General features: G+C 71.8%; 8 protein-coding genes and 1 pseudogene. 7 read left to right on the forward strand and 2 right to left on the reverse strand.

Annotation, left to right across the window (positions count from 1 at the left end):
- Positions 1–86: 86 nt before the first annotated feature.
- Positions 87–1,601: a lipase/acyltransferase domain-containing protein gene (locus ACZ518_RS28470; RefSeq protein WP_469115862.1), complete on the reverse strand. Its 1,515-nt coding sequence runs from the start codon at positions 1,599–1,601 to the stop codon at positions 87–89.
- 20 nt (positions 1,602–1,621) lie between these two features.
- Between ACZ518_RS28470 and ACZ518_RS28475 the strand changes: the two genes are divergently transcribed.
- The 4 genes from ACZ518_RS28475 to ACZ518_RS28490 all read left to right on the forward strand — a co-directional run bounded on the left by ACZ518_RS28475 (position 1,622) and on the right by ACZ518_RS28490 (position 8,740).
- Entirely contained in the window at positions 1,622–6,310 is a 4,689-nt protein-coding gene (locus ACZ518_RS28475) for a hypothetical protein (RefSeq protein ID WP_469115863.1), read from the forward strand.
- 342 nt (positions 6,311–6,652) lie between these two features.
- Positions 6,653–7,348, forward strand: a complete 696-nt coding sequence (locus ACZ518_RS28480) for an RES family NAD+ phosphorylase (RefSeq protein ID WP_469115864.1) — start codon at positions 6,653–6,655, stop codon at positions 7,346–7,348.
- A gap of 732 nt (positions 7,349–8,080) precedes the next feature.
- On the forward strand, positions 8,081–8,494 hold the full coding sequence (locus tag ACZ518_RS28485; RefSeq protein WP_469115865.1) for an XRE family transcriptional regulator: 414 nt from the start codon (positions 8,081–8,083) through the stop codon (positions 8,492–8,494).
- A 24-nt stretch (positions 8,495–8,518) separates the two neighbouring features.
- Positions 8,519–8,740: a hypothetical protein gene (locus ACZ518_RS28490; protein ID WP_469116010.1), complete on the forward strand. Its 222-nt coding sequence runs from the start codon at positions 8,519–8,521 to the stop codon at positions 8,738–8,740.
- Positions 8,741–8,959: 219 nt separating this feature from the next.
- Here ACZ518_RS28490 and ACZ518_RS28495 read toward each other — a convergent pair.
- A pseudogene (locus tag ACZ518_RS28495) lies at positions 8,960–9,193 on the reverse strand (hypothetical protein); the annotation flags it as partial.
- 207 nt (positions 9,194–9,400) lie between these two features.
- Here ACZ518_RS28495 and ACZ518_RS28500 point away from each other — a divergent pair.
- The 3 genes from ACZ518_RS28500 (at position 9,401) to ACZ518_RS28510 (ending at position 13,162) form a co-directional block, all read left to right on the forward strand.
- The gene (locus tag ACZ518_RS28500) at positions 9,401–10,903 is read left to right on the forward strand and encodes a B12-binding domain-containing radical SAM protein (RefSeq protein ID WP_469115866.1); all 1,503 of its coding nucleotides are present in this window, start codon (positions 9,401–9,403) and stop codon (positions 10,901–10,903) included.
- A 65-nt stretch (positions 10,904–10,968) separates the two neighbouring features.
- Complete coding sequence (leuE, locus tag ACZ518_RS28505) at positions 10,969–11,643, forward strand: leucine efflux protein LeuE (protein ID WP_469115867.1); 675 nt, start codon at positions 10,969–10,971, stop codon at positions 11,641–11,643.
- 178 nt (positions 11,644–11,821) lie between these two features.
- Positions 11,822–13,162 carry a ricin-type beta-trefoil lectin domain protein gene (locus ACZ518_RS28510; RefSeq protein WP_469115868.1) on the forward strand — a complete coding sequence of 447 codons (1,341 nt, stop codon included), beginning with the start codon at positions 11,822–11,824 and terminating at the stop codon, positions 13,160–13,162.
- The last annotated feature ends 164 nt before the right edge of the window (positions 13,163–13,326 follow it).

Raw genomic sequence — 13,326 nt, forward strand, 5'->3', positions numbered from 1 at the left:
GTACGGGCCGGGCCGGGCCGGCGCGGTGCTGCTGTGATCACGACGTCGGCACCGGCCTCCCCCGACCCGGCGGGGCTGGTCCCCAGTCAGTCCTCCACCTCCGCCTGCGGCTCCGACGGGTCCGCCGACATGACCAGCTGGGTGATGGTGAAGCCGTCCGGGGTGCGGACGTCGATGCGGTACAGGCCCGGGGCCGGTGTGGTCGCCGTGGCCGTGGCGGTGCCGTCCTCCCAGGCCGGGGTGAGGGGGGTCGGGCGGGACGGGTGCTCGAGGTCCGTGAGGTGGCAGGTCAGGCCCGCGAGGGCGGCCACGTCCGTGAGGCGGAGCTTCCAGGGGCGGCCCGCCTCCACCAGGTCCGGGGCGGACAGGCCGCAGCCCGCTTCGCCCTGGGGCGGGCCGGGGTTGACGTCGTCGCGGACGATCTCGGTGACGGCTTCCAGGGCGGTCCTCGCCCTCGCCACGTCCCCGTGTTGCAGGGGCAGGTGGGTGACGATGTCGGTGAGGACCGCCGACTCCTTGTAGACGGTGCCGTCCCCGTGGACCTGGAAGTACCGGACGCGGTCCTGCCGGTCGCGGACGAAGGTGCCGTCGGAGTTCTGGCGGGCGCCGTCGAGGTGCGGCTCGACCTGGCCGCCGCTGATGGTCAGGTTCTGCCAGGTGGGCTGGTTGACGCCGACGACCGAGCGGTGCCCTGGCAGGGCGATGGTCTTCTGCCGGTGGTGGAAACGGGCCGCGTCGCGGGCCAGTTCGGCGCTGCCGCCGATGCCGGCGACGTCGCTCGGCGTGAGGTGGCGTACGTCGTCCCCCGCGCGCACGCCGCGATACTGCGGCAGCAGGTCGTGCAGGCCCGGCATGGTGGCGCACATGGCACGGAGCTTGCGGTGCGGGAGCCGTACGGGCGTACCGCGGCCGGTGGCGAGGATGACGGCGGCCTTCACCGAGCCCTGGAAGGGCGTGCCGAGGGTGATGACGCCGCGGGTGTCGCCCTGGAGGTCGCCGTCGTGGCCGGGGTCGAGGGCCGCGCGGGTGACGAGCCCGCCCATGGAGTGCGCGACGAAGACCAGCCGCCCCTCCCGCTGGTCGACGCGGTGCCGGCGCGCCTCGGCGTGGGCGGGGTGGCGGCGCCACTCGGTCAGGTGGATGCGCGCCGCGTCGGCCAGGAGACGGCCGTTGACGGCGATCGGGAGCCGCCAGTCGTAGGCGAACTCCAGGATCGCGGCGTCGTCGGCGACGCTGGTGCGGATCGTGTCGACCAGGTCCGTGTACGGCTCGCTCCCGGCGAGGTACGGGGTCCAGGCGGAGTGCCTGAGGAGGCCGGTCGCCTTGATGCGGCCGGTCTTGCCCGCCAGTTCGTCCTCGGTCATGGTCAGGGACTTCAGGCCCGAGGGCAGGGTCCATGCCTTGAGCAGCCAGGAGATGCCGCCGATGCCCCAGACGTCCTTGCCCGTCGTCGTGTCGTGCAGGGTGCTGCCCATGATGCCGGGTACGACGACCACCGCGTCCTGGGTGACGTGGTCGGGTAAACCGTCGTCCGGGCCGCCGTACCTGTGCCGGTGCTGCTGCTGGTGCCGGTGCTGCTGCTGGTGCTGCCGCTCGTCCATGGCAGTGAAGAATAGGGACCGTGGACGGGCAGCGGGGCGAGATCGGCTTGGCCGATGCCGTGGAGGAGGCGGTGGGGGCGGCGGAGGCGGCGGAAGGGCCGTCCGCCGGGACCCTGTACGTGCTGCCCATGGAGGACGGGACCGAGGCGCTGCGGCAGGCCATCGGGGCGCAGCTGGAGGCGGTGTCCCTGTGGTGGGAGCGGCGGCCGCCGGAGGGGCCCGGCTTCCTGCGGGTGGCGCCCGGCGGGCCGGTGACGAGCCGTCATGACGTGGAGCGCTTCCTGGAGGCGACCGGCATCCGGGAGGTGGAGCCGGACGTCCCCGTGGTGCTGTACGTGACGGGCCACGGCCTGACCGGCGGCGCGGGCAGGCACTTCGCGGTCCTGAGCGGCACCGACCCCGGCCGGCTCCTGGCCACGGGGCTGCGTACGACGGAGATCGTGACCGCCGCGCTCGACTCGCACGCCCGGGACGTCCTGGTCATCGTGAACATGTGCGAGTCCGCCGCCATCGCCGGGGAACTGCTGGAGCTCGTGGAGAGCCTGCACAGCGAGCGCACCGCGCACGCCACGCTGAACGTCCTGACCACCGCGGCGCCCAAGGCGCGGGTGATGGGAGGGGAGTTCGCGCTCGTCCTGCGGCGGGCCCACGAGTGGCTGCGCACGGCCGGCGGGATCACCCGCCCGTACCTGACGATGGACGAGTTCAGCCGCGCCCTGTACCAGGCGGCGCGGGCGATCGGCAGGGAACGGGGCCGGAGGCTGTCCCTGGACTGCCGCACGCTCATGGGCGGCAAGCTGCACGTCCCCACGGCCGCCCTGCCGAACCCGGGCCACCGGCCGGAGGAGGCCGCGGTGGAGGAGAGCCGGCAGGAGGTGGCGGCGAGCCTGGAGGACCTGGGCTACTGGCTGGAGAAGGCCAGCGGCCGCACCGGCGCCGACGACCCCGGCTGGTACTTCTCCGGCCGCAGGGAGCTGAACACCGCGGTGGTGTCCTTCCTGACGGGCGCGCCCGGGGTCCTCGTCGTCACCGGCATCACCGCGAGCGGGAAGTCCGCCATCCTCGGCCGTGCGGTGACCTTGAGCGACGCGCGGTTCAGGGCCTCGGGCATGTACGCGGCGGCGGCCGGGCACTGCCCGCCGTACACCGTTCCGGACGAAGGTGCGGTGACCATCGCGGTCACCGCGCACAACCGGGAGCCGCTGGGGCTGTTGAAGGTCATCGCGCAGCGGCTGGGCGCCGCCCCGGACCCCTCGGGCAGGGACCACCTGAGCCGCTGGCAGCAGGGGCTGCGGGGGTTCCTCGACGCGCCCGGCCCGATGGTGACGGTCGTCGTCGACGCCCTGGACGAGGCGACCGACCCGGAGGCGCTGGTCCACCAGGTGCTGGTGCCGCTGGCCGGGCACCTCTCGCACCCGGCCCCCGCCGGACCGGCGCTGCCCGTGCGGCGTGGGGTGCGGCTGGTCGTCGCCGTACGCAGCAGCGACGGTGGCGGGGAGGGCGGCGGTGAGGGCGAGGGTGAGGACCAGGACCTGCTGGGGCGGCTGCGGGAGGCCTTCCCCGAGGCGGCCGTGCTGCGTACCGACGGCGAGGACATGGGCGCGGACGTCGCGGGGTACGTACGGGCCCTCCTGGACGGGGAGGGCGGCTGGGCGGGGCACGACCTGGCCGAGGTGTCGCGGACGGTGGCCGGGGCGGCCGGGCGGTCCTTCCTCGACGCGCGCGTGGCGGCGCACCAGCTGCGCGCCGAGGGGCCGCGGCTGCTGGCGGACGCCGACTGGCTGGAGCGGCTGGGCGAGGGCACGGCGGGGCTGCTGAAGGACGATCTGCTGCGGGCGGCGGAGGACGGACTGGGGGCGGACGAGGCGCTGGCACTGCTGCGCGCGACGGCCTTCGCACAGGGGCGGGGCCTCGCCTGGGGCGAGGTGTGGCCGGCCGTGGCGTCCGCCGTCGCGGGCCGTGCCGTCGAGGACGCCGACGCGAAGATCCGGGTGCTGCTGGAAGGGCGTCTGGCTGGGTATCTCACCCGTGACGTCGAAGAGGACCAGCGGGTGTACCGGCCGGCGCACGACCGGCTGGCCGCGGTCCTGCGCGCCTGGCCGGTGGGAGGCCGGGCGCCTGTGGGGGGGATGGGAATGACGGACGCTCAGGACGAACCTGCCGATAAGACCGGTGAGGCCGGTGAGGCTGAACGGGCTGGCGTGGCTGAACGGGCTGGCGTGGCTACGGGGACCGGGGCGGCGGCGGGGGGCGCGTGCGCCGACGGCGATGCCGTCGTGCACGCCCGCATCGCGGAGGCGCTCGCCGATCTGGCCGCGCCGCACACCACCGCCGCCGGCGCCGACGACGCCGGTACCGCCGCCACCGCCCCGCACCCGTACGTACGGCGCCACCTCGCGCGCCACGCCCGCCTCGGCGGGGTCCTGGACGACGCGCACGTGCCGGCCGAGGTGCTGCCCTGGCTGACCGGCAGCCCGATCCGCGGGCTGCTGGGGCCGGGCCGGGGGCGGGAGGGCCGGCTGTGGCTGGAGGCGTGGGCGGCGGTGGAGCCGTACCTGCACCGGGCGGACCGCCCCTCGCGGCTGGCCAGCCTGCACCTGGCGTACACGGCGCTGCGCCACCCCGGGCTCCCGCGCCCGCGTACGCCGGGGGACGCGGCACCGCTGGCGGTGCTGTGGTCCCGGTGGGCGCCGCCGGTGAACGTCCTGGCCGCCCTCCCCACCACCGTGCGCTCCCTGGCGGCGGTGCCGGCACCCGACGGGCGCCCCGCCCTCGCGGCCGGCGACGACGAGGGCCGCATCGAACTGATCGACGCCGTCGAGGGCACGGCCGTCCGCGAGCCGATCGGCGCGCACGAGGGATCCGTACGCCACCTGCTCCTCGCCCCGCGCCCGGCGCAGTCCCCGCTGCTGGTGTCCGGCAGTACGGACGGCACCCTGCGCCTGTGGGACCCGGCGACCGGCCGCCGCCTGGACCGGGTCCACGAGCCCGGCGGGATCTGGATCGCCGACGTGTGCGCGTACCGCGACGGCGGGCACGAGCTCGCGGTGGTCTGCGTCAACGGGAACGGGGAGGTGGTCTGGTGGAACGAGCGGATGGGCGCGCTGGACCTGTTCGCCCTGCCCGGGGACACACCGCGTACGACGACCACCGCGCTGGCGGCGGTGGAGGACCCGCCCGGGCGGCCGCTGCTGGCGATCGCCGACGACGCACACCTCGTGTTCCGGGATCCGGCGGCCGGGACGGAGGTGGCCCGGTTCGAGTTCCCGGCCGACGTACGGGTACTCGCCCGGACCACGCGGCCCGGGACGGTCGCGGCCGGCCACGCGGACGGGAGCGTCACCGTCTGGGGCACCGGCGGGCCGCTCGCCACCCTCACCGGCGCCGGCGGGCCGGTGACCGGCCTGGCCGCGCTCACCCTGGGGGGCCGGGGTCACCTCGGGGACCAGGGGGAACGCCATCTCCTCGTGGCCGGGACCGGCAACCGCATCGCCGTCTGGGACATATCGCGGTGGGACACCGCGGCGAAGGAGCCGCCGGGGCTGCTGAGCGGCCACACCGCCGACGTGACGGCCCTCGCCCCGGTCGCGGTCCCGGACGGGGACACGGTCCCGGACTCGGGCTCGGACTCGGACGGGGACGGGGACGCGGAGCTGCTCGCCTCCGCCTCCGCCGACGGCACGCTCCGCCTGTGGACCCGGGAGGTCCTGGAGCGCGCGCTCACCACCGCCCGGACACCGTCCGGGCCGGCACCGACGGGCGGGGCGCTGCTCCTGCCGGAGGGGCCGGGGGACCTGCGCGGCCCGTCGTGGTTCGCGCTCAGCGGCGGCCACCCGTACATCGACGTCCGGGACATCGGCACGGGGGACGCGGTCGCGCGGATCGACACCGGCCGGCCGGCGTCCGCGCTGGCCTGGGCCCTGCGGCGGGAGGGGCGCGTCCTGGTGTCGGCCGGGGACGGAGACCACGGCATCCGGCTCTGGGACGCGGGGACCCGGCAGGCCCTGCCGGACGTCCTCGAAGGGCACTTCCTCCCCGTCCGCGCCCTCGCCGCCTGCACCACCACGGGCGGCCGGCACCTGCTGCTGAGCGGCGGGGACGACGAGACGGTGCGGCTGTGGGACCTGGACGACCCGGGCCCGCTCGGCGAGTGGACCGGGCACGGCCTGCGGGTCCGGGCCGTGGCGGCCGCTTCGAGCGGGGAGAGCGGGGACTGGTTCGCCTCGGCCGGCTCCGACGGCACCGTACGGCTGTGGGACGCGGAACACGGCCCGCTGGGCGCGCCGCTGCGCTGCGACCAGGGCCTGCTGCACTCCGTCGCCGTCAACCCCTGCCCGGACGGCGGGCTTCCGCCGCTGCTGGCCAGCGGTGGCGACACGGGCACGGTCCGGCTGTGGGACCTGCGCGAGCACCGCCCGCTGGGCGAGCCGCTGACCGGCCATACCGCTGCCGTCCTCACCCTGGCCGTGTGGAACGCGGGCGGCGGCCTCGGCAGCTTCGTCGCCTCGGGCTCGGCCGACGGGACCGTCCGCGTCTGGGACGCCGCAACGGGGCGGTGCCGGCTGCTGCTGGCCGTGGGGAGCCCCGTACGCGGTATCTCCGCGCACCCGGCGGCGGGCGGCGGGCGCGTGGTGCTCTCCTTCACGGGGGACGCCGGGGCCGTCGTGGTGGAGGTCGATCTCGCCCGGTGCCGGGCGGGTGGGGCCTGATCACCCACGCATGCGCCCCCCGTGTTCCTTCGTGCGCCCCCGTCGGCCACCACAACCCGGTCGCTTCGGTCGTACCCGCGCATCAAAATGATCGTTCGGCACGTGTCACGGACCAGTGCGCCGCACGGCGGACACGATCCGCACATGACCGGCTCATCACATGAGCACACCCGCGCGTGAGGAAAACCCGCTCCCGAGCACCCCTCACGAGCACCACCCCGTCAAGAGACCGGCTCCCGGCGGCCGGCAAGCCCCGCGTCCCGCGGGCCCGGCCGCCGGAGAACCATGAGCATCACCGGCCCGCGACCCATGGAGGGCGGCCGGAGCAAGGAGAGCGGCCGTATGAGCCCGGACACCGCACAGCTGGACGTCGCCCTCGTCCCCGCACCGGAGCACGGCATCTGGCGCCTGGGAAAGCACAAGGAGCCGGTCAAGTTCGAAACAATCAGCCAGGAGGACCACGCACAGACGGGCGGAAACCGCTGGAGCCTGGTCAGTTACGGCACCCTCTACTGCGCCTCCGAGCACGACGGCTGCTTCGCCGAGGCCTTAGCCCCCTTCCGCGTGCACCCCGCCATGCGGGAGGTCATCGCGGACGACTGGCAGGAGCCGGCCTTCATGACCCCCGGGAAGATCCCCCGGGACTGGACCACCAGCCACATCCTGGTCCGCCTGAGGCCTCCGCGGGAGGCCCGTTTCCTCGACGTGGACGACGAGCGGACCCTTGCGACGCTCTCGCGCGAACTCAGGGCCAAGCTGGCGGAACAGGGGGTGGACAAGCTCACCGCGGAGCACGTCCAGGGCTTCAACCGCCGGATCACCCGTCAGATCTCGGCATGGGCCATCACCCAGCGCACCGGGCCCGGGGAGCAGGAGCGCCTCATCCACGGCATCGCCTACCGCTCCCGCTTCGGCATGCGCCAGTGCTGGGCCGTGTTCAACGACGTGGAGCTGACGCAGGAGGAGTCCACCTTCATCTTCCCCCAGTCGGACGCCCTGCTGCGGGTGGCCGACGAGTACGGGCTGACGATGCTGTAACGCCCCGCACCGGCCCACAGGCCGGACCCACCGGGCGGACCCACCGCACCCCCGCCGAAACCCCACCGCTAAACCAACCTTGAAACCACCCTGAAAACAACCACATCCGCATCGTCCGAAAGGACGAAATCAACCCGGTCATCCCCTCCCCCGCCCACCGCCCCTCCCCCGGGGCGGTGGGCATCACCACAGGTCAGGGGTGAAGTCCGCACCGAAACCCCCAAGTTGACCGCCCGTCGGCAACACGGCGGATTCTGCCTAAGAGGTGGAGTTGGGAGGTGATAATGGGTAACCTAACCAGTACATCGACCAACTTGGAACATGTGGGGGATCTCATGGATGACACCGGTAGCGCCGTCAAGACGCCCTTACGCATCGGGCTCACGCCGCCAAACGCGGCACCACCGCCCGACACGAGCGTCACGCTTCCGGGCCGCCTCCCCAGCTCCAGTCACCCATGTGCCGGATCCCCGTGGACCGGAATACATCGATGGTGAATGCCGACCGCTAGCCGGCCGGCCCACTCCGCCCGCCCTGGTAGACGCTTCCCGGCGGGTCGGGAACACAGCAAGAAGCGTTCGCAGCTCGCCGAGACCGAGCGTCCCCTCCGTCTGCCCTCACGGCAGCACGCGACAGCCAGGTCCAGCGGGCGCACACACCGACACCCGTCGCCTGAGCACGCGACCCGCAGCCGAACGGGCGCGCAGTCAGGGCAACGAGGGAGACCCGATCATGCCTTCTGACACCACCACGTCCCCTGTCGCCGTCGCCGTCGCGAAGAGCGTCGCCAGCGCCGAGCGGGCCCACGCGGCCTCCGTACGCATGGGCATCAGCGAGATCGCCCGCTTCCTGCAGGAGAACCTCGGGCAGCGCCTGACCGCGCGGATCGCCAACATCAACGACCCCAAGCAGGTCGGCAAGTGGGCCTCGGGCGCCACCGTCCCCCGCCCCGAAGCCGAGGAGCGCCTGCGTGCCGCGCTGCAGGTCTTCCAGCTCATCCAGGACGCCGAGAGCCTCCACACGGCTCGCGCGTGGATGATCGGAATGAACCCGCAGCTGGAGGACGAGGCACCGGCCCAGTGCATCGCCGACGGCCGCCGACGCGATGTGATGGTGGCGGCCCGCGCATACGTCGACTGCGGCTGACCGCGCGAGAGCGGTGGCGGGCGGATGTACGCCACGGCGCGGCCGGCGACGTCCCCGGCAGGCTTCGGGCGGAGACGGCGCGGCACGGTCTCACCAGGGAACCGGCCCGTCACCGGCCTCAGCCCCAGCGCGGTCATCGCCGCCTGGCTGGAGACCTCGCGATCCGCAGCCGTCGCCGGCTTCGTCCGAGCCGCCCACGACGTCGCCGCCCACCACCCCGGCCACATGACCGCACCGGCCCACTGACCGGGGGCGCTCCCCCTCGCCGTGACGATCACCGCGGGACCATCGACGCGCAAGCCTCCGCCCACGCCCAGATGCTGTGCACCCAGGCATACCGGACCGCGGGAGCCGGCTCATCCGGACCGGCGCAGAACCGCGCCACGCCTGCCGCCCGTCAGGCGGACCAGGCCCGGGAGACGTCCCACGCGCCGGCGGAGTCAGGCCCGGCTTCCCAGGGTGTCCGAGCTCGGGCCTCAGCCGCATCCAGGCACGGGACGTGTAGATCTCCTCGTCGACCTGGTCCATGAACCAGCACATCACCTCGTACGGGACCTCCGCGTGCCCTCCACGAGGGTTCAAGCGCACGGTCGGCTCCCGTGCGGGATCTTCGTCAGGGACGATCGCGGTCGCCAGGTGCTGTTCCCCGGCGACGCGCTCCAGTTCCAGGTACCAGGCGTCATCGGGCACGGAGTACATCGCAGTGATCGCACAGTCACCGTCGGGGTGCAGGGGCGGCACGGCCGCATGCCGTCACGTTGGCCGAACGGAATCAGGATGTCCGGTTTCGAGTGCCCGCTGGCTGGTTGATGCCTGGTACACGCACATCCCTTGTGCAAATGTTCATGATCCGTACGGACGTGCCACCGCCGGCCGTCCGCTTCGCTCCCCCTGCACAGGGATGGAATGACGTTGAAGCTACTGCTCGCGAACGCTCCCAACCCCACCGACAACCGGAACGCCTCGAACTACGCCTGCTACCCCCACATAGGCATCGTCCAGCTCGCCACGGCGACACGAGAAGCGCTGGGCGACCGCGTCGACATCCGGGTCGTCGACGGCGGCATCAGCAACACCGAGACCGTCCAGCGCGCCGTTCGGGATTTCGCGCCCGATGTCGTCGGCATCAGCGCGTTGACACCGACCTACTCCGAGGCCCTGAAGATCGCCGAAACGGCCAAGGCGTGCGGGGCCCGGGTCGTCCTCGGAGACGACCACGCGATCTTCTTCCCCGAGATGATCCTCCGCAACCGGCCGCAGATCGACTACGTCATAGCCAATGACGGCGGCGAGATCCCCTTCGTGGAGCTGATCCGCACGTTACTCGACGGCGACGGCGACGGCTCGTTATCCGAGGTCTCCTCGCTCGCCTACCGGCGCGACGGCAGGACCCACGTCAATCCGGCCCCGAAGTACGCGCTCTCACTGCGCAACACGATTCCGGACCTGGCCTTCATCGACGACGTACTCGACGTCTACGCCCAGAACTACCGGACACAGTTCGGCCATCTCCACGGCCACGAGGTGCGGCCGGTGACGGTGAACAACGCACGCGGCTGCGAGAACGGCCACAAGCGCTGCACCTACTGCTCCATCGCGGACCTGACCGTCAACACGGGCGATCCCCGCGGTTTCTGGAAGACCATCGACCAGTACAACCGCGAGCACGGCATCAACCTCTTCTTCGAGGTCTACGACAGCTTCACCGCCAGTCCCCGCTACGTGGACGCCCTCATCGACTCCACCCCGCCGCACCTGAAGCGCCGCATCGACGACGGCGAGCTGCAGGTCATGGTCTACGCGCGAGCCCTCGGACTGACCAAGCGCAACAACGTCGACAAGCTGCGGCGGCTCGGCGTCACCCGTGCCAACATCGGGCTGGACGCCGCCGATCCCGAGATGCTCGAAGCCCAGCGGAAGAACAAGACGACCGGCGAGACCAACCTCGAAGCCATCCGCATGCTGAACAAGGCCGGCATCTCGGTCCACGCCTCGTACATCGCCGGTGCTCCGGGAGAGCGGCCCGAGACGCTGGACCGCACCATCGCCGGGATCCGGCAGATGCTGGGCGAGGTCGAACTCTCCTCGGTGGAGTTCTCCCGCTTCATTCCGCTGCCCAACAGTCCGGCATGGGATCTGCTGGTCGACTACGAACGGCCGAACTTCTTCAAGAGCAGCGAAGAGATCGACCACTACCTGACCGCCCTGGGAATCACCGTGACCCGGGAGGACCGGGAGGAGATGTCCGCCAGGTTCGGCGATCAGGACTTGCTCGACATCGACGAGCTGGGCGCTTTCTGGGCGGACAACTTCACGCACATCAGTGAGAAGTACGCCCTCGAGCGGATCAGTGAGGTCGACGAGATGGTGAGCGCGCACAACGTACGCACGGGGAACAACGTCGGATAGCCGCTCCCCCTGGAGCGCGGTCGCCCGCCGGAGGCCGGACGGGCGGGAAGAAGGAGGGTGCCGAAATGCTGGGAGTGCAGAATCTGCTGACCTATGCCGTGGGGGCGCTGCTGATCATTCTGCTGCCTGGGCCGAGTTCTCTGTTCACGTTGTCGATCGCGGCACGGCTGGGCGTCCGGGCCGGGTACCGCGCCGCGGGCGGGATGTTCCTGGGCGAGACCCTGCTGATGGTGGCGACGGCCGCCGGGCTGGCTTCACTGCTCCAGGCCAACGAGCTGGTGTTCGCCGTGGTGAAGTACGCGGGCGCCGGCTACCTGACCTGGATCGCGGTGGGCATGATCCGGGCGGCGTGGGCGATGTGGCGACGCCGTGACGAGAAGACCGCGGAGGATGCCTCGGCGGCGGCCGCCGCCGGACCCGCCGCCGACCCGTCGGCGGGCGGCAGGCTGTTCCGGCGGTCGCTGGTGATCACGGTCCTGAATCCGAAGGCGATCTTGTTCTTCCTGTCGTTCTTCGTCCAGTTCGTCGATCCCGGGTACGCGTACCCGGGGCTGTCCTTCGCGCTGCTGGCCGTCGTCTACCAGGCCATCAGCATCGCGTACGTCACCGTGCTGATCTTCAGCGGTACGTACCTCGCCTCGCAGTTCCGCCGCCGCCGGAAGCTGTCGGCGGGCCTGACGACCGGGGCGGGAGCGGTGTTCCTCGGTTTCGCGGCGAAGCTGGCCACGACGAGCAACTGAGCGTCGTGCGTCCGAGCCGCGCCGGACCCGGGTCCGCCGACCCGGGTCCGGCGCGGCTCGGCATGCGTCCGTTTAGTGAACGTTGATGTCCGCTTTGCATGCTCTACCCGTCCTTGCCGCCCACGCCGCACCCGCGGCGAAACGTGGCGGACGAGGGGGGGACAAGGAGTTGCATCACATGCAGACGATTGCAAGAGGCCGCCGGCAGGGGCTGCCGGCCGTGGCCTCGGCGATGGTGGCGTTCCTGCTCGCCTTCGGGGCCGTACTGGCTCCCACGCCCGCCCAGGCCGCTCCGCCGGACGGCTGGAACAACCGCCATCTCGACGAGATCACTCTGCTGGGCAGCCACAACGGATTCTCCAACAGCGCCGACGGCGTCAACTTCGCGCAGAACCAGAGCTACTCCCTGTATGACCAGCTGAACAGCCTGAACGTACGGGCGACGGAGCTCGACATCTGGGGCACGGGCAACGGGGTGTGGGTCGAGCACGGAGGCCCCGACTTATCCGGGGGCAAGCGGCTGTTCCTGCACATGAAGACCATCGTGGACTTCCTCCGCAACAATCCGCACGAGATCTTCGTCCTCACCTTCGAGGACAACACCGACACCGGTCAGCTCCAGCGGGAGTTCGATCTGGTGCCGGGCCTGCAGGACCTGGCGTTCAACCCCAACACGTGGGACGTCTCTCACAAGGGCTGGCCCAGGGTCGAGGACATGGTGAACACGAACAAGCGCCTGCTGATGCTGTCGGGGAGGTACGACAAGCAGGATCTGAACGTCTTCCCCATGAAGGAGTGGACCGTACAGAACCACTACAACGACGGCGTCGGTGCCTGCACCGACCGCAGGGGCGACGGGATCTCCACCCAGCTGGGAAAGGCGACCTGGGCCAATGGTGACGCCCCCAACAGCCATGCCAACACCAACGCCCGCGCGTTCCAGAAGCTGTTCTTCAACAACAACTTCTCCGCGCGTTCGTACGACGACTTCTACCGCTCGGTGAAGGCGTGCGAGCCGAAGACGCTCGGCCGGATGCCGAACATGATCTCGACGGACTGGATCGGCTACAGCAACCGCGATGCCGAGCGGTTCGTCAACGACACCAACCGGGCGGTCGGCTGGAACGTCGCGAGCACCAACCTGTGCCTCGACGTCGAGGGCGGACGTACCGAGGACCGCACCCCCGTCCAGCTGTACGGGTGCAACTGGTCCAACTCGCAGGCGTGGCGGCGCGTGCCCATCGACGACGCCCTGGACGGGTTCGAGCTCCGCGCCCTGGGCCAGTGCCTCGACGTGGCGGGCGGCATCGCGGCCAAGGGCACCAAGATCCAGACCTACGGCTGCAACGGCACGGTCGCGCAGCGCTGGACCCACGAGGGCACCGGCAACAGGCTGCGCAACATCGGGACGAACATGTGCCTGGACGTCACCGACGGGATCATCGCGTCCGGGACGAAGCTGCAGCTCTGGGACTGCAACGGCAGCCCCTCCCAGTACTTCGACTGGCGCATGGTCTGACCTCGTCGGACCGCCAGTCGGTGCCGCTTGACTCCCGGTTCGCCGCCACCAGCGGGCGGGCCGGGAATTCCCGCGCTTCAGCTCCCGGTCAGAGCCGTTCGATGCCCGAGGACGAAGCGCTCCACGTCGTCCGAGACCGGGATCAGGGCTGCTGGCTACTGGCT

The organism is Streptomyces sp. NPDC033966, from assembly GCF_055575955.1.

Coding starts and splice junctions, on each gene's coding strand:
- ACZ518_RS28470 (WP_469115862.1), bottom strand. CDS start 1,601: ATGGACGAGCGGCAGCACCAGCAGCAGCACCGGCACCAGCAGCAGCAC.
- ACZ518_RS28480 (WP_469115864.1), top strand. CDS start 6,653: ATGAGCCCGGACACCGCACAGCTGGACGTCGCCCTCGTCCCCGCACCG.
- ACZ518_RS28485 (WP_469115865.1), top strand. CDS start 8,081: ATGCCTTCTGACACCACCACGTCCCCTGTCGCCGTCGCCGTCGCGAAG.
- ACZ518_RS28490 (WP_469116010.1), top strand. CDS start 8,519: ATGTACGCCACGGCGCGGCCGGCGACGTCCCCGGCAGGCTTCGGGCGG.
- ACZ518_RS28500 (WP_469115866.1), top strand. CDS start 9,401: ATGACGTTGAAGCTACTGCTCGCGAACGCTCCCAACCCCACCGACAAC.
- leuE (WP_469115867.1), top strand. CDS start 10,969: ATGCTGGGAGTGCAGAATCTGCTGACCTATGCCGTGGGGGCGCTGCTG.
- ACZ518_RS28510 (WP_469115868.1), top strand. CDS start 11,822: ATGCAGACGATTGCAAGAGGCCGCCGGCAGGGGCTGCCGGCCGTGGCC.